The organism is Micromonospora mangrovicola (assembly GCF_047200535.1).
Classification (GTDB): domain Bacteria; phylum Actinomycetota; class Actinomycetes; order Mycobacteriales; family Micromonosporaceae; genus Micromonospora.
Map to the genome: position 1 here is coordinate 71838 of NZ_JBJZOG010000014.1, position 15283 is coordinate 87120.

14 protein-coding genes are annotated in these 15283 nt (G+C 70.6%); 9 read left to right on the plus strand and 5 right to left on the minus strand.

Going from position 1 to position 15283, the window contains the following annotated elements:
• Position 1: 1 nt before the first annotated feature.
• The 4 genes from ACL02O_RS08695 (at position 2) to ACL02O_RS08710 (ending at position 3868) form a co-directional block, all read left to right on the plus strand.
• Positions 2–469, plus strand: coding sequence for an anthrone oxygenase family protein (locus tag ACL02O_RS08695; protein ID WP_412817469.1), 468 nt, complete (start codon positions 2–4; stop codon positions 467–469).
• Between the two features lie 44 nt (positions 470–513).
• On the plus strand, positions 514–1329 hold the full coding sequence (locus tag ACL02O_RS08700) for an SDR family NAD(P)-dependent oxidoreductase (RefSeq protein ID WP_412817470.1): 816 nt from the start codon (positions 514–516) through the stop codon (positions 1327–1329).
• A 120-nt stretch (positions 1330–1449) separates the two neighbouring features.
• Positions 1450–1962, plus strand: coding sequence for a cupin domain-containing protein (locus ACL02O_RS08705; protein ID WP_412817471.1), 513 nt, complete (start codon positions 1450–1452; stop codon positions 1960–1962).
• A gap of 202 nt (positions 1963–2164) precedes the next feature.
• Positions 2165–3868 (plus strand): NAD(P)/FAD-dependent oxidoreductase, encoded by a 1704-nt coding sequence (locus ACL02O_RS08710; RefSeq protein ID WP_412817472.1) that lies wholly within the window; start codon positions 2165–2167, stop codon positions 3866–3868.
• A 72-nt stretch (positions 3869–3940) separates the two neighbouring features.
• On the opposite strand, the gene ACL02O_RS08715 is transcribed toward ACL02O_RS08710, so the two are convergent.
• Both ACL02O_RS08715 and ACL02O_RS08720 read right to left on the minus strand, forming a co-directional pair.
• On the minus strand, positions 3941–4393 hold the full coding sequence (locus ACL02O_RS08715) for a nitroreductase family deazaflavin-dependent oxidoreductase (protein ID WP_412817473.1): 453 nt from the start codon (positions 4391–4393) through the stop codon (positions 3941–3943).
• A gap of 81 nt (positions 4394–4474) precedes the next feature.
• A complete protein-coding gene (locus tag ACL02O_RS08720; RefSeq protein WP_412817474.1) occupies positions 4475–5260 on the minus strand; it encodes an SDR family NAD(P)-dependent oxidoreductase in 786 nt (261 codons plus the stop codon).
• A 265-nt stretch (positions 5261–5525) separates the two neighbouring features.
• On the opposite strand from ACL02O_RS08720, the gene ACL02O_RS08725 reads away from it, so the two are divergent.
• The 3 genes from ACL02O_RS08725 to ACL02O_RS08735 all read left to right on the plus strand — a co-directional run bounded on the left by ACL02O_RS08725 (position 5526) and on the right by ACL02O_RS08735 (position 9130).
• The gene (locus tag ACL02O_RS08725) at positions 5526–6737 is read left to right on the plus strand and encodes an acyltransferase family protein (RefSeq protein WP_412817475.1); all 1212 of its coding nucleotides are present in this window, start codon (positions 5526–5528) and stop codon (positions 6735–6737) included.
• 53 nt (positions 6738–6790) lie between these two features.
• Complete coding sequence (locus tag ACL02O_RS08730; RefSeq protein ID WP_412817476.1) at positions 6791–7858, plus strand: methyltransferase; 1068 nt, start codon at positions 6791–6793, stop codon at positions 7856–7858.
• 555 nt (positions 7859–8413) lie between these two features.
• Positions 8414–9130, plus strand: coding sequence for a response regulator transcription factor (locus ACL02O_RS08735; protein ID WP_412817477.1), 717 nt, complete (start codon positions 8414–8416; stop codon positions 9128–9130).
• Between the two features lie 163 nt (positions 9131–9293).
• Here ACL02O_RS08735 and ACL02O_RS08740 read toward each other — a convergent pair whose 3' ends face one another.
• From ACL02O_RS08740 to ACL02O_RS08750, 3 genes are all read right to left on the minus strand, one after another.
• Positions 9294–9725: an ester cyclase gene (locus ACL02O_RS08740; protein ID WP_412817478.1), complete on the minus strand. Its 432-nt coding sequence runs from the start codon at positions 9723–9725 to the stop codon at positions 9294–9296.
• Between the two features lie 5 nt (positions 9726–9730).
• Positions 9731–11383, minus strand: coding sequence for an NAD(P)/FAD-dependent oxidoreductase (locus ACL02O_RS08745; RefSeq protein ID WP_412817479.1), 1653 nt, complete (start codon positions 11381–11383; stop codon positions 9731–9733).
• Positions 11384–11598: 215 nt separating this feature from the next.
• Complete coding sequence (locus ACL02O_RS08750) at positions 11599–13785, minus strand: MMPL family transporter (RefSeq protein ID WP_412817498.1); 2187 nt, start codon at positions 13783–13785, stop codon at positions 11599–11601.
• A gap of 510 nt (positions 13786–14295) precedes the next feature.
• On the opposite strand from ACL02O_RS08750, the gene ACL02O_RS08755 reads away from it, so the two are divergent.
• A complete protein-coding gene (locus ACL02O_RS08755; protein WP_412817480.1) occupies positions 14296–14571 on the plus strand; it encodes a PadR family transcriptional regulator in 276 nt (91 codons plus the stop codon).
• Positions 14571–15245, plus strand: coding sequence for a hypothetical protein (locus tag ACL02O_RS08760; protein ID WP_412817481.1), 675 nt, complete (start codon positions 14571–14573; stop codon positions 15243–15245). The genes ACL02O_RS08755 and ACL02O_RS08760 overlap by 1 nt, the downstream gene beginning before the upstream one ends.
• The last annotated feature ends 38 nt before the right edge of the window (positions 15246–15283 follow it).

A 15283-nucleotide genomic window follows, 5' to 3' on the forward strand; every position in this document is an offset into this window, starting at 1 on the left:
CGTGGCGCTGACCGCTTCCCTGGCCATCGCCTTCGTCCTGTGCACCGGGATCCTGGCCGGCGCCCTGGTCGCCGTCGACCGGGCCGTGGTGCCGATGCTGCTGCACCTGCCCCGGCAGACCTGGTCCGAGGTGCACCGCCTGCTGGATCCGGGTTTCGACCCGTTGATGCCCACGGTCAACAAGGTGGCCCTGGTCACCGGCCTCGGGCTGACCCTTCTCGCCCCGGGCACCGCCGCCCGGGCGGCCTTCGCCACCGCGTTCGCCGGGGTGGCGGGGGTGGCTCTGGTGTCCGAACTGAGCAACGTCCGGATGAACCGGCGCATCGACGAGTGGGCCGCGGTCGGAGAGATCCCGGACGGTTGGCGGGCGCTGCGGGCCCGCTGGGCCCGCGCCAACCGGTGGCGTACGGCGTCCGCCGTCCTCGCCTTCGCCGGTGCGCTCTGCGGCTGCTGGCTGGCCTGGGCCTGACCGTGCGCCGACCCCATCCCCGATCCCTAAGGAGTGTGAACCCGGTGGACACAGCAGACCCGCGCGGCGGAGTCGACGAGCGCATTCGGCCGGAGCCGGCCGACTTCGCCGGCACGGTCGCCCTGGTGACCGGCGCGAGCAGCGGCATCGGCGCGACCACGGCCCGGCTGCTCGCCGCCCGGGGTGCCCGGGTGGCGGTGAACTTCCACAAGGGGGCGGAGCGGGCGCAGGAGGTCGTCGACGACATCCGGCGGCTCGGCGGCCACGGCGTGCCGCTACAGGCGGACGTGACCGACCCCGAGCAGGTGGACGCCCTGGTCGCCGGCGTCACCTCCGAACTCGGCCCGGTGGACGTGCTGGTGCTCAACGCCGCCGGGCTGGGCGCCCACGACGCGCGCATCGCGCCGGCCACCGAGCTGACCTGGGCGGACCTGGACCGGGTGGTGACGGCACAGCTCAAGGCGCTGTTCCTGACCGCCCGGGCCGTGCTGCCCTCGATGTTCGCGCGGGGTTCCGGCGCGGTGGTGGCCGTGGGTGCGGCGCTCGCCCGCCGGCCCGCGCCCGGCTTCCTGCCGCTGGCCGTGGCGAAGGCCGGGGTGGAGGCCGCGGTGCGGACTCTCGCCCAGGAGGCGGGACCGCGCGGGGTGCGCGTCAACGCGGTCGAACCGAACCTCATCCTCACCGACCTCGCCCGGTACCTCCCCGAGGAGCAGCGGCGGGCCGTCGCCGAGCGGGCCGCGGTACGGCGTAACGGCACCCCGCGGGACGTGGCCGAGGCGATCGCGTTCCTCGCCTCGCCGCGCTCCTCGTACCTCACCGGCAGCTGCCTGGTCACCGACGGCGGCACCACGTTCGCGTGACCCGGCGAACAGAGCAAGACCGATTTTCCCCCCTTTATCGCCCCCTTTACCGCTCCCTGGTTCGCTATCCCTCAGCCGCTCGAGAACCGGGCCGGAATCCGAGCCCAGGAAAGGACGAACGTGTCGGAGAATCAGCCAAAAGTAGTCAGCCGGGACGACGTCGAGCCCGTGCGGTGGTTCGGTGAGGAAGGCCGCTTCCTGCTGCGCAAGGAGGACACCGGCGGTCTCTACAGCTTCTACCAGATCACGACCCAGCCCGGCAGCGGCCCGCCGCTGCACGTTCACGAGAAGGCCGACGAGGCGTTCTTCGTCAACAAGGGACGCTACGAGTTCGAGGTCGGCGGCGTCCGCACGATCGTGCCGGCCGGTTCCGTCATCTACGGCCCGCGCGGGGTTCCGCACCGCTTCCGCAACCTCTCCGACGAGCCCAGCCAGTTGCTGGTCATCGCCACGCCCGGCGGGGTCGAGCACTTCTTCATCGGGCTCGCCGACCTGGTCGCCGAGGGACGGCCGGACTGGGACAAGATGCAGGAGTTGGCCACCCGGAACAACATCCGCGGCTTCCGTCCGACGGACGGCTCCCACCCCACGGTGGGCGGACCGCCGGCCGCGATGCAGGGGGCGCCAGGCTGACACCGCGCGGTGGGGGTCCCTCGACCGCGTCGCCGTACCGGCCCGACCCGACCCGGCCGGGGCACCACGGTGCCCCGGCCCGTCGCCCGGCCACCCCGTCTGCCCGACCCACCGTCTCCCCGCGCCGCGGGCGCCGGGGGCACCACGATGCCTGCCCGGATGCGCCACCACCACCGGGCACCTGACCGACCAGGGAGGAACCATGCCCGTGCAGCCGTCCGGACACCGCCCCCGGCCGCAGGCCGCGGCCCGAAGTCGTCACGACGTACTCATCCTCGGATCGGGTATCGCCGGCTCGACGCTGGGCGCCATCCTGGCCCGGCAGGGCGTCTCGGTGCTGCTGCTCGACGCCGGGGTGCACCCGAGGTTCGCCGTCGGCGAGTCGACCACGCTCTACACCCTGAAGCTGTTCCGCCTGCTCGCCCGCCGTTACGGCGTGCCCGAACTGGAGCCGCTGACGTCGTACGAGGGCTGCCGCGACGAGATCGGGCCGACCAGCGGCACGAAGCGGCACTTCGGCTTCATCCGCCACGAGGCGGGCAAGGAACCGGATCCGGCGGAGTTCCTCCAGTTCAGCCCGCCGTCGAAGGCGTTGCAGACCAGTCACCTGTTCCGCCAGGACACCGACGCGTACCTGTTCCACACCGCCATCCGGTACGGCTGCGACGTTCGGCAGGCGTTCGAGGTGGAAGACATCGAACTGGCCGACGACCACGTCGCCCTGATCGGTCGCGGCGGCGAGCGCCACGAGGGCCGCTACCTGGTGGACGCCAGCGGCTTCCGCTCCCCGCTGGCCCGCAAGCTGGCGCTGCGGCGGCCTCCCGAGGCGCTGAAGCACCATTCGCGCTCGATGTTCACCCACATGATCGGGGTTCGGTCGACCGACGAGTGTCTCCGGGTGGGGCCCGAGGACGCGCCGCCCATCCCCTGGGTGGAGGGGACCATGCACCACCTGTTCGACCGTGGCTGGTTCTGGTCCATCCCGTTCAACAACGCGCCGGACTCGAAGAACCCGCTGGTCAGCGTGGGACTCACGCTGGACGAGCGGCGGTACCCCAAGCCGGACGGGGTCGGCCCGGAGGAGGAGTTCCGGCAGTTCGCCGCCCGCTTCCCCGCGGTGGAGCGGCTGTTCACCGAGGCACGTACCGTCCGGCCCTGGGTGTCCGCCGGCCGGATCCAGTACACGTCGAGCCGGACGGTCGGGCACCGCTGGTGCCTGATGTCGCACGCGGCCGGATTCATCGATCCGCTCTACTCGCGGGGCCTCACCAACACCGGGGAGGTCGTCAACTCCCTCGCCTGGCGGTTGCTGGAGGCGCTCGCCGAGGACGACTTCACGCAGGAGCGGTTCCGCTACGTCGACGAACTCCAGCAGGGGCTGATCCGCTACAACGACGAACTGGTCAACTGCTCGTTCATCTCCTTCGCGGACCACAGCCTGTGGAACGCGGTCTACCGCGTCTGGTGCGCCGCCGAGGTGCCCATCAACCTGCGCTTCGACCGGTTCACCGAGCGCTTCATGGCCTCCGGGGACGACGGTGTGCTGCGGGTGATGGAGCAGGCCGCCCATCCGGGCTCGCCGGTACCCGGCTCCCCCGGCTACCAGGCCCTGTTCGAGGAGATGGTGCGGGTCTGCGAGGCGGTCGACCGTGGCGAACGTACCGCCGGCCACGCGGGACGGGACCTGCTGACCACCCTGCGGGACGCACCGGTCGTGCTGGACCACCTGGGGTTGCGCGACCCGGCCTGCCGGTTCGTCTACCCGAAGCCCGACGACCTGCGGCGGATGGCCCGCTGGCTGCGCCACGACGGGCCGGACGAGCTGCGCTACCTGATCACCGGTGTCGACGACAAGGGCCAGCCGCTGCCGGCGGTGGTCGACGAGGAGCTGGCCGTACCCCAGTGACCGGCCGACGACCCGAGCCGGACGGGCGGTCCCCGAGCTGGAGGGCCGCCCGTCCGGCTCGAACGCGGGTGGTCAGGCGGCCACCCGGGGCGCGGTCCGGAACACCGGGCAGCGCGGGGCGGCCGCCGCGAAGCTCTCCGGGGACGGGGAGTCGACCAGACCGTTACGGACGAAGGCGCCCACTCCCCTCGGGTTCTGGCCGGGGAACTCCCGCAGGATCCTGCCGCGCTGCTCCTCGGGCACCTCGACCAGCTCGACCTCCTGCCGCCGGCGCCCTCGCTCGAGCACCCCGTGCCCGGCGACCCGGGCGTTCTTGACCCAGTCCGAGTTCGGATAGGCCTGGACGATGTACCGGGTGCCGTCGACGACCACCGGGGCCACCGGCGTGGTACGCGGCAGGCCGCTCTTGCGGCCGGTGACGGTCAGCAGCTGCATCGGGCCGACCGGAAGGCCGGCCCGGTGCAGGAGGATCACCAGGCGGTTGCGCGCCTTGTGCCGAACGGAGTTGGCGTGTGCGCTGGCCATGCGGAAGTGTCCTTTCCGGACGGGGTCTGGGTCTACACGTGACGAGCATGCCAGCGCGACGGCGGTCGCGGGAGCTTCGGCTCAGGCACGGTGCACGCGTCGGATGACGGTCCGCACGATCGACCGGGGCATCGCCCGCATGAGCGGCAACCGGATCCGGTACGCCATCCCCGGCACCGCGGCGGGCCGGCCGGCGGCGACGGCCCGGAGCCCGGCGTCCGCGACCTGCTCCGGGGTCAGCCAGTTGATCTTCGGCAGGGTGTCCGGCGCGACGCCGGCGGCGGCGTGGAACTCGGAGCGGGTCAGACCGGTGTGCACGGTCGTCACGTGCACCCCGTACTTGGCGACCTCCATGGCCACGCTCTCGCCGAAGGAGGAGAGGAAGGCTTTGGACGCGGCGTAGGTCGCGGAGCGGGGCTTGGGCAGGACCGCGACGAGCGAGGAGACGTTGACGATCCCGCCGGCGCGCCGGGCGATCATGCCCGGCAGGCAGGCCCGCGACAGTCGCATGGGGACCACCGCATTCAGCATCGCCGTGTGCAGCTCACGTTCCGGCGGCAGATCGGCGAACTCGCCGGACCCGCTCGACCCGGCGTTGTTCACGAGCAGCTCGATCGGACGTTCCGGATCGGCCAGACGCTCCTCGGCCGCGCGGAGCTGGGTCTCGTCGGTGAGGTCGAGCTGCATCACCTCGGCGCGGACCGCGTGCCGCGACGCCAACTCCTCGGCGAGTTGCTTCAGCCGGTCACCCCGCCGGGCGACGAGGACGAGGTGCACGTTCTGCCGGGCGAGCAGTTGGGCGAATCCCTCGCCGATACCGCTCGACGCCCCGGTCACCATGGCCGTGCCGTACGGAAATCGTCGCATGACATTCCCCGAATCTGTCGGGCGATCCAAGCATGACCGATTCAGCTTAGCGGTCGGCTCGAATTCGGACCAGTAAGGAAAAAGCGCGACCAGGCCCGCTTCACTCGGCCTTGACGCGAGATTTATGCGGCGCTGGTGGAATTCCGATGGATGGTAGGCGCCGATCGAGCGCGAACACCCGGCGCCACCGTCGCATTCCGCAGTGCCGCTTCCGGAATGCACCCGCCCCCCTTTCCCGAGCCGTCGAATGGCTGGTGTCGCTGCCATGACCTCCTCCCTCCAGAGACAAGAACCGTCGCCCACCGCCGACCTGGCCGGCCCCGGACCCCGGCTGGAATCCCTCACCGGGCTGCGCTGGATCGCGGCCTTCGGGGTCTTCCTGTCGCACGTCAGCAGGCTGCTGCCGATCCCGCACACGCGCGACGTCTTCGTGCTGGGCTCCTCCGGGGTCACGTTCTTCTTCGTGCTCTCCGGTTTCGTGCTGACCTGGACCCACACGGCCAGCGACCGGGCCGGCGCCTTCTACGGTCGACGATTCGCCCGCATCTGGCCGGTGCTGCTCGTCGGCGTGCTGGTCCCGCTCTTCCTGCAATTGCCGGACATGCCAGAGGGCCAGACCGAGGAACTGGTGCTGATCGCTATTTCCGCAATTCTGCTCTACCAGGCGTGGATTCCGAACTGGATCCTCGGCGGGACGAATCCGGTCACCTGGTCGCTGACGTGCGAGGCGTTCTTCTACGCCCTGTTCCCGTTCCTGGCGAAGTTCACTTTGCGGCGTTCCCTGCGCTGGCTCGGCTGGGCGGCGGTCGCCCTGGTGGTGGTCGCCTGGGGCATCCGGATCTGGCTGTGGGACGCCTACCCGCCCCAGGCGCGACCGTCCTTCAACGGCGTGGAGGGCCTGATCTTCGGCAACTACTCCCCGATCGCCCGGGTCTGGGAGTTCCTCCTCGGCATGGTGGCGGCAGCGGCCGTGCGTCGCGGCTGGCGCTCGTCGGTCTCGGTGTGGGCGGCCACCACGCTGCTGGCCGCCGGGATGTTCGGGCTGTGGCTGCTGCGGGACGAGACCTGGCGCTCGGCAGTCGTCTACGACGCGCTCGCCCAGGTCACCGCGCCGCTGTACGCCCTGGTGGTGGTCGCGGTCGCCACCCGGGATCTGGCCGGCGGCCGGTCCTGGCTGAAGACCGCGCCGATGGTCGCGCTCGGCCAGTGGTCGTACGCCTTCTACCTGCTGCACTTCACCGTGCTCTTCGAGATCGCGTCCCGCGTCTACGCCAAGAGGAGCATCTTCCAGTTCTACCTGCGCCCGGCCGAGGAGAGCTGGTCGAACCTCTGGTGGGCCCTGCTCGCCCTGGTCGTCGCCACCACGGTCAGCGGACTGCTGTACAAGCTGTACGAGCGGCCGGTGGAGCTGTGGCTGCGGGCCCGCATCGGTGGGCGCCGGAGCGTCCCCGCGCATCTGGAGAGCCACCCGCGGTGACCGTCCAGGCGCAGCCAGCAGGTGCACACCCGTCCGAGGAGAGGTTGCCGGGGATGACACTGCACGGATTCAGCACCCAGGCCGACGCCGCTCGGCTCGACTCCCCCGTGGAGTCCGCGTTGGAGGACCCGTTCGACGTCATGTTCGTGGGCTGGTCCTTCGTCCGGAGCAAGCTCGTCACCGTGGCACTCGACCTGGGCGTCTTCGCCACGCTGGGCGAGAAGTCGCTCAGCGCGGAGGAGCTGCGGGAACGACTGGACCTGCATCCCCGGGCGACCCGGGACTTCCTCGACGCGCTGGCCGCGCTCGGGCTGTTGCGACGTACGGGTGACCGTTACCGCAACAGCCCGGCGGCGGCCCGGTACCTGATTCCGGGCGGAGACGCCTTCGTGGGCGGCTTCCTGCGGATGACGATCGATCTGATCGGCGCCGATCAGAAGGCGCTGATCGGGTTGCTCCGCGGCGGAACCGCCGGGGGGCAGGGCGAGGGCGGGGAGGTGCCGTTCACCCGGATCTTCCATGACCGGGCGCGACTGCGGCTCTTCCTGTCGGCGATGGACGGCTTCAGCGGGGCGGTGGCGACCGAGTTGGTGCGCGTGTTCGACTGGACCCGGTACGCCACGTTCAGCGACCTGGGCGGGGCCCGCGGCAACCTGGCCGCACACCTCGCCGCGGCGCATCCCCACCTCACCGGAACGGTGCTCGACCGCCCGGCGATGGAGCCGTACTTCGACGAGCTCGTCACCGGGCGCGGAGTCCGGGGCCGGGTCCGCTTCCTGGGCGGCGACTTCTTCACCGACGACCTGCCCGCGGCGGACGTCGTGATAATCGGCAGCGTCCTGCACGACTGGCCGGTGGAACGACGCCGGGAGCTGCTCCGCAGGACCTACGCCGCGGTCAACGACGGGGGCGCGGTCATCGTGTACGACACGATGCTCGACGACGCGCGGGCCGGCACGGACAATCTCGTGCTCAGCATCATCATGATGATGCAGTCCGCACAGGCGACCGGGTTCACGCCGTCCGAGTGCCGGTCCTGGCTGGCCGACGTCGGCTTCACGGTGACGGGGTGCTGCCCGCTGCCCGCCGCGACGACCGCGCTGATCGGCCGCAAGCTCTGACCCGCACCATCCATCGGCGGCCGGTGCCCGGCGGCGACCCGGGCACCGACCGCCTGCGGCGCCCGGCGGGTCGCTCGGGCGGCGGCAGGGCGGAACGGCGGAGGTTCGGCGGGTCCGGCCGGAGTCCGGGCGGTGGCGCGACCGGTGACCCGGGCGGCGACCGGGGGCACTCACCGCCGGCGACCGGGGGCACTCACCGCCGGCGGCCGGGCCGCACGGCGCGGCACCGGCCGGCACCGCGCCCCGGCCGGTCGCCACCGCGCAGCACGACCCGTGAACCGCCCGGCCCGGGGCGCGGGCCGGCCCGGGCGCGGCCGGGCCGGGCGGGGCGGGGCGGGCGGGGCGGGGCGGGCGGTGCCCCGGAGCAGGCACCCGGTGGTGGCGCAGGCCGGCGTCCCCGCCCGCCCGCCACGAACCGTCCTGCCCGACGAGGCTCCCGACGTCAGACCTAGGACGTCGAGGGCCATTATCAGAAAGCACGCAAAATTAGACAGGACAATTTAAAACCACCATTGGCAGCCTAAAGGAACTCGCCAATATGGGATAAACGCCGACGTGGAACAGATCGGCGTCGGTCACTCTATCCTGTGTACGAAGTCTGCGCTGTCTCATGCATCCCCGGGGGAGTACATGTCTGGCTCGACACGCATCAGCATCCTACTGATCGACCCACATCCCATCTCTCTGACCGGACTGCGTACCATTCTTGAGGGCGATCCTGACCTGCATGTGGTCGGGGTGGCCGGGAACGTCGACGCCGCGGCGGCCCGATATCAGGAAATGCCACCTGACATCCTCATCGTCAATACCCACACGGATCCCGCCGACGGGGTCCGGAGCGTGGCCACCCTCTCGCGACACCAGCCACCACCTCATCCGGCCCCCAACGTGCTCGTCCTGACCAGCAACGCCGCCGAGACGGCGAGTCAGGCCCTGGAAGCGGGAGTCAAGGGGGTACTGCCCTGCAGCAGCACCTCGGAAGAGCTCATCGCCGCGGTCCGCATCATCGCAACCGGCCGATCCATGCTCATCCCGATGGCGCGCCAGAGACCCAGCGACTCTCCACTGGGCCTGCTCACCGAGCGCGAGATCAAGGTATTTGAACTCATGACGCGTGGATTCAGCAATGCGGAGATCTCCGCGGAGCTGACACTCAGTCAGAGCACCGTCAAATCCCACATTCAGAGAATAATGGAGAAGCTCGGGCTGCGCAACCGGGTGCACGTCGTCATATTCGCGTACGAGAAAAACCTCGTCTGCACCAGCTCCTGACCGCGATGCGGTAAGAATCAACGGGCACCTGCGGCGCGCATTCGTCGCCGGCGCGCAATGGATCGACACGCGGCAACCACCCTCTGGCGGATCATCTCGAATGTTGCGTGAGAGATCGCCGGAGGGCGGCCGAACCGGTGTGTAAATTCCGATCATCGTCCGATCAGCCGGCGCTCTCTCCGCGCAGTTGACGCACGACCTGCCACAGATCGAAGACGTTCCGATCCTCCATCACCAGGCCGTTCTCCACGCGCCACAACTGCATACCCTCCGAGACGATCGACCGCCCGGTGGCGGGCACCCCGGCGAACTCCCGTACGTGTCTCGCCCGGGTGGTGAACCAGGTGGCCACCCACGGGCCCTCGGCCACCTGGACACCGACCCGCACCGTCAGGTCTGCGAAGGCGGCGTGCCGACGCCGTACGCTCTGCTTGGGCCCCTCCGGCCCGACCCGCACGCCGCCGAGCTCGAACTCGGGCGCGAAAATCCGGTCGGCCACATCCACATTGCCTCGGGTCCAGCCCTGGTCGAACCAGTACCGGGCGAGAGCCTTGTTGGCCTCCTGGACCGTTGCCGCCCCATCGCGTACGGGCATCGCAGTCACCTGCTTCCGGCCGCGGCGTTCGCCTTGAGAATCGCGTCGAGGCTCTCGCCGCCGAGCGAACTCAACTCCGGCAGCGGCGAAGTGGCCGCCCATCGCAGGAAGTCCATCATCTGCCGACGGTCCGGGAAGATGAAGCGCTTCTCCGGGTCCTTCCAGCCGAAGTCCGGGGGTACCGCCTCGGATTGCTGAACGAGCCGGAGGATGATGTCGGCTGCGGTGTCGCCGTCAATCTCCTTCGACTCGTAGCGGGCGCACGCCTCCGCCGTCCCGTCGAGCACCGCCTTGAAGGCATCGCTGTCGGGCCACCAGAGCCCGACGTGCGGAACCTTCTCCAAAGTGTCGAAGAGGCTCGCGTCGCGGGTCGCGCGATAGGTGCGCAGCGCCTTGTTGATGCGCAACGTGCCCGGAGTGGTACCACAACCCCAGACCCGGAACACGGCATCCCAGAGGCGATAGTGCGAGAACGCGATGAACGAGCAGTTGACGAGGATGTCGTTGTAATCGAGCAGGCCCTGCTCGAGTTCCTCGACGTACCGGAACCGCTCCTCGTCGAAGTCTTCGTCAGCCAGCGCGTCCAGCAGTCGCGGGGCCAGGGCGGCGATCACCTCCATGGTGTTGGACATGCCGCGCGAGTACAGGGGGTCGAGGAACCCCGCCGCGTGCGACATGAGGCACCAGCGCCGTCCCACGGTCTGCCGGGACGAGTACTGCAACCGCCCGGTGGACACCCACTCCCGAACCTTCCGGGCGCCCTCGAGCTGCCGTGCGACGGCCGGGAACCGGTTCGCCAGGCGGGCGAACTCCTCCTCCGGGCTGATGTCCTCGGGCCTGGGGTACAGCCGCGGGTCGAGGGTGACACCCACGCTGCACACCGGGTTGCGCGACAGCTTGTGGTTGTCGAACGGGATGATCCAGAACCAGCCCCGCTCGAACAGGTGGTGCATGGTGCCGTCGTGCCAGGGCACGGGCGGCTGGTCCTGCGGCGCGGCCGGCACGATCTCGTCGAAGGGCTGGACGCCGACCATGTGGGTGAACAGCGAGCGGGAGTGGTGCAGGAAGCGGCAAGGCTCCTCGCGCAGCTGCAGGTGATCCGCCAGGGGTGACCGGAAGCCGCTCGCATCCACCAGGTAACGGGCCCTGACCTCGTGCCCGTCGACGCCGGTCAGGGTGACCCCGTCGTGGTCGAGGATGATGCCGGACACCCGCCACTGCTGGCGCGACTCGCAACCGTACTTGACCGCGGCACGGAACAGGTACGCGTCGCAGTCCTGCCGGTAGAGGTGGCAGGAGGAACTCAACTCGTCGGGGATGACGAACTGGTTGGACTCCCTGGGGTCGGGCTCCTCCCCCGGTCGGTGCAGCATGAACCCGAAGTGCCGCTTCTGCCCGAAGGTGTTGCTGATCTGCTCGTTGATCGTGGTCGCGTCGCAGAGCGCGTGGAACTCGGGCACGTCGTAGCGCTCGGCGAGCATCTGCAGCCACGAGACGAGCTGCGGGATCATCGACTCTCCGACCGCGAACCTCGGGTGGGTGGCTGCGTCGGCAAGCAGTACCTTGGCACCGGAGCGGGCCAGCACGGCACCGAGAGTGGATCCAGCGATGCCTGACCCGAGGATCACCACGTCGTAGCTCGGCCTCTGTTTTGACACTGTCGGCTTCCCTTCCGCAGTCATCGAGTCTCGGACGGCGCACCGTGGCACCAGGTCCTGTCTCCACTGTGGCGGATGGTGATGAAGCACGGAAAAAGTACGCATAAGCCGCGGCGCAGAGGTCCGCCCAGGCGTCGGCACCACCTGCCCGCCACGCCTCGGCGCCGGGACCGGCCACATCCCGGCGGCCGGTCCCGGACTCGCCCGACGGGCGTCTATCCGGCTACCTGATCGGCCGCGGCACGCTCCGCGGTGAGCGGGGTGGTGACCTCGGGCCGGGTGCCTGCCCGGGGGGTGACAAGCAGCCGACCCAAGGAGCGTGGGAACCACCAGTTCGACCGCCCGAGGAGGGTGACGAGCGCCGGAGTCAGGAAGCCCCGGACCACGGTGGCGTCGATGATGATTCCTGCCGCCAGGGCGGTGGCGAACACCCGGACGTCGGTGACCGGGATGTTGGACAGCGCGGTGAACGCGAGGAACAGAATGAACGCCGCGGAGGTGACAAGCCGCCCGGTGCGGCTGATGCCCATGACGACCGAGGGCACCACCGTGTCCTGCTCGCCGTCGGCGGCCAGTTCGAGATGGGTCTCGCGGATCCGATGGAGGATGAACACCTCGTAGTCCATGGACAGTCCGAAGAGGAACGCGAAGACGGCCATCGGAATCCAGATGGTCACCGCCCCGATGGCCGGGGTGTCGAACAGCAGCTCGCTGCCGTACCCCTTCTGCCAGACGAGGACGATCACCCCGTACGCCGCGCAGGTGGACAGCGCGTTGAGCACCAGCGCCTTCAGCGGCAGGACCACGGAACGCAGCGTCCGGGCCAGCACGATGAAGGTGAGCAGGGCGACGAAGATCAGGATAAGCCCGAACGAGCCGTAGACCGCGTCGATGAAGTCGATGTCCAGCGCGGGACCGCCGCCGGCAAGGGCTCCCGGAGTCTCACGGGCGGTGTCCAGCACCGCGGACATCGCGTCACGGCCGGAGTTGCTCGACGGGTCGTCGGTGGTCCACACGTCGACAATCCGGTTCCCGCCGCCGGCCCAGTCCGTCGGGGCGACGACTCCCGCGACGCCGTCGAGGCCACCGAGCCGGCCACCCATGGCGTCCGCGGCGTCGGCTCCGACGATCACCTCGGCGGGGCGCGCGATGCCCTCACCGAAGCCCGCGTCGACGATCCTGTCGAAGGCCCGGGCGGGGGCCCCGCCCTCGGCGAGCGTCGTGGTCTCCGGCGCACCCAGCCGCAGTGCGAGCACGGGAGCGGCCAGGGCCACCAGGAGTGCGCCACTGATCAGCGCCGAGAGAACCGGGTGCCGGGTGGTCACCCCGGCGAGCCGGCTCCACAGCCGGCTGTCCGGCCGGTGCCGGCGGCGCGGCCGGTCGAGCTTGTCGCCCCAGGAGAACAGCAGGACCGGCAGCAGGGTGAGGGCGACGGCCACGCTCACCAGGGGGATGAACAGGCCGGCATACCCGACGCTGCGGAGGAAGGGCACGGGCAGGACGACGAGCGCGGCGAGCGAGATCGCCACCGTGGCGCCGCTGAGCGCGACCGCCCGGCCGGCGCTGGCGATGGCGCGGACGACCGCCTCACGGCGCGCCTCGGGTTCGAGGCCGTCGGCCCCCGGCTTGTTCCGTTCCTCCCGCCAGCGGGTGACCACGAGCAACGCGTAGTCGATGGCCACCCCCAGGCCGATCAGGGCTACCAGGAACTGGACGATGAACGACACGTCGGTGACCCCGGTGACGCCCCGCACCAGCAGGAACGTCGTGGGGATGGCGGCCACCGCCATCAGCACCGGCACGATGGCCAGGCCGCTGGCGAAGACGAGGATCAGCACCACCAACGCGCCCAGGGCGCCGATGAGCGTCTCGTAGATCGGGCTGGGCGGAGCGCCGCTGTTACGGCCGGAGAGGACGGGTTGCCCGGTCAGCTCGACCTGGGCGCCCGCGACCGTGGTCTTGGCGACCTTCTCGGTGATGGCCGGCAGCAGGTGGTCGTAGGGCGCGTTGGTGGGGTTGGCCGGCGGATAGAGCAGCGCCACGGTGGTGCGCCGGTCCGCCGAGACGAGAGAGTCGCCGCCAGGGTTCAGGTAGGAGGCGCTCCGACCCCCCTGCGGCGTGACGCCCTGCACGAGCGCGTCCCACTCCTGGCGCACCGCGGGGCTGTCGACGGTCGTGCCCTGCGGCACGGTCACCACGAGCAGCAACGGAGCGTTGCGTCCGCCGGTGCGGTTGAACTGCTGGGCAAAGGCGTCGTTCGCCTCCTGGCTCGGCCGGTCCGGCAGGCGTGCCTCGTAGGTCAGTCGGTCGATGGTGCTGCCCGTCGTGGCGCCCCCGAGGAGGGTGAGGGCCACCCAGGCGAGGACCACCAGCCACCGATGAGCGAGCACCCAGCGCGTCATCCGCTCCACGGGTCTCGAACCTCCTGTAGCAACGCTATTGTGTAGCGACACATAATATCTTGCCTCAAGATAGCGAGTGGCCGCCGACGACCGCAACAACAATCCGAAACGGGTCGCGGACGGACGGTGGCGGGCGCAGGGAGTGCCCGGCCCGACGGGCACCGATCTCCTCGCCGGCGACCGGAGGCGCCATCTCCTCCCGGGCCGCACCGTGCCGGTCCCGGCCACCGCCGGCGGGCGCGCCGGCCCCGCGGTGTCCGGCCTTCCGCCCGGCGGGTCCCGGGCGTGGCCGTTCGTGCAGGGGCGGGTGGCTGGCGCTGAGAGTAGGCCGGGCGGTGGGGGTAGGGGTGCCGGCCGCCCCGAGATGAGGGGTCCTTCCGGGGCCGGCGCGGCTCGGTGTGGGGTGGGCGGGCGGCCTCGGCCCACGCCCCGACCCGGCGCCGATGTGTAGCATCGTGAGATATGAAGGCAGAGACCCTGAGAGGCAACCTGGAAGGGATGCTTCTGTCTGTGCTCGAGCCCGGACAGCTACATGGTTACGCCGTCATCGAAGAGCTCAAGCGGCGCAGCGGCGAGGCGATCAACCTGCCGACCGGCACCGTCTATCCCGCGCTGCACCGGCTGGAGGCCGCCGGGCTGATCGGCAGCGAGTGGTCCCGGCACAACGGCCGGCGCCGCCGCAACTACTTCCTGACCGGCAAGGGGCGCCGCGCCTTGGCGGACAGGCGCGAGGCGTGGCAGTGGGAGTCCTCGGTCATCTCCGGCGTCCTGAAGACCGAGGCGTGATGGCGGCCGCGGTCCTGCAGCGCTACAGCGACCGGCTGGCCCAGCACCTGGTCGGGCCGCACTCGCGGCGGTCCGCGATCCTCGAAGAGGTCATGGACGGTCTGGAGTGTGCCACCGAGGGCAACCTGGCGGACTGCCCCGACCGCGAGGCGGCCGCGCGCCGCGCCGTCGCCGAGTGGGGGCCGCCCGGGGAGGTGGCCCGTGCCTACAACGACGCGACGCTGCGACTCAGCGCGAACCGGCTGTCGCTGCTGGCGGTCTACGTGCTCCCGCTGCTCGCCTTCAGTTGGGCGTACGCCCTGCTCAGCGGGCCGAAGGGGCCGTGGGTGCATCACCCACCGATGTTGATCCTGGGGTTGTCGATCGCGACGATCGGCGTCGTGCTGTGCCTCGGCGGAGCATTCTCCGGGCTGTGGCGGGGCAGCAAAGTGCGGGCGGCGGTCGGGCCGCGGGACGACGTGATCACGTTGGGGGCGCTGGCGGCCATCGTCGGGATGCTCTGCGTCGTGGGCGCCCTGGTCATGCTGCTGCTCAACCGGGGGATCACCCACCCCGAGTCCCTGGACTGGCCGCTGATCTCCGTGCCCGCGACACTGAGCACGCTGTCCGGCGCCTACTTCTTCCTCTCCCTGAGGCGCTTCGTCGCCATCATCCGGGCCGCGCGCTCCGCGTAGCGCCGTTCGTCGGCACCCGGACCCGCCCGGTGTCGGGA

Bases quoted from the DNA above. Each gene is read 5' to 3' on its own strand.
- ACL02O_RS08710 (WP_412817472.1), top strand. From the start codon at position 2,165: ATGCCCGTGCAGCCGTCCGGACACCGCCCCCGGCCGCAGGCCGCGGCC.
- ACL02O_RS08715 (WP_412817473.1), bottom strand. From the start codon at position 4,393: ATGGCCAGCGCACACGCCAACTCCGTTCGGCACAAGGCGCGCAACCGC.
- ACL02O_RS08720 (WP_412817474.1), bottom strand. From the start codon at position 5,260: ATGCGACGATTTCCGTACGGCACGGCCATGGTGACCGGGGCGTCGAGC.
- ACL02O_RS08725 (WP_412817475.1), top strand. From the start codon at position 5,526: ATGACCTCCTCCCTCCAGAGACAAGAACCGTCGCCCACCGCCGACCTG.
- ACL02O_RS08730 (WP_412817476.1), top strand. From the start codon at position 6,791: ATGACACTGCACGGATTCAGCACCCAGGCCGACGCCGCTCGGCTCGAC.
- ACL02O_RS08740 (WP_412817478.1), bottom strand. From the start codon at position 9,725: ATGCCCGTACGCGATGGGGCGGCAACGGTCCAGGAGGCCAACAAGGCT.
- ACL02O_RS08750 (WP_412817498.1), bottom strand. From the start codon at position 13,785: ATGACGCGCTGGGTGCTCGCTCATCGGTGGCTGGTGGTCCTCGCCTGG.
- ACL02O_RS08760 (WP_412817481.1), top strand. From the start codon at position 14,571: ATGGCGGCCGCGGTCCTGCAGCGCTACAGCGACCGGCTGGCCCAGCAC.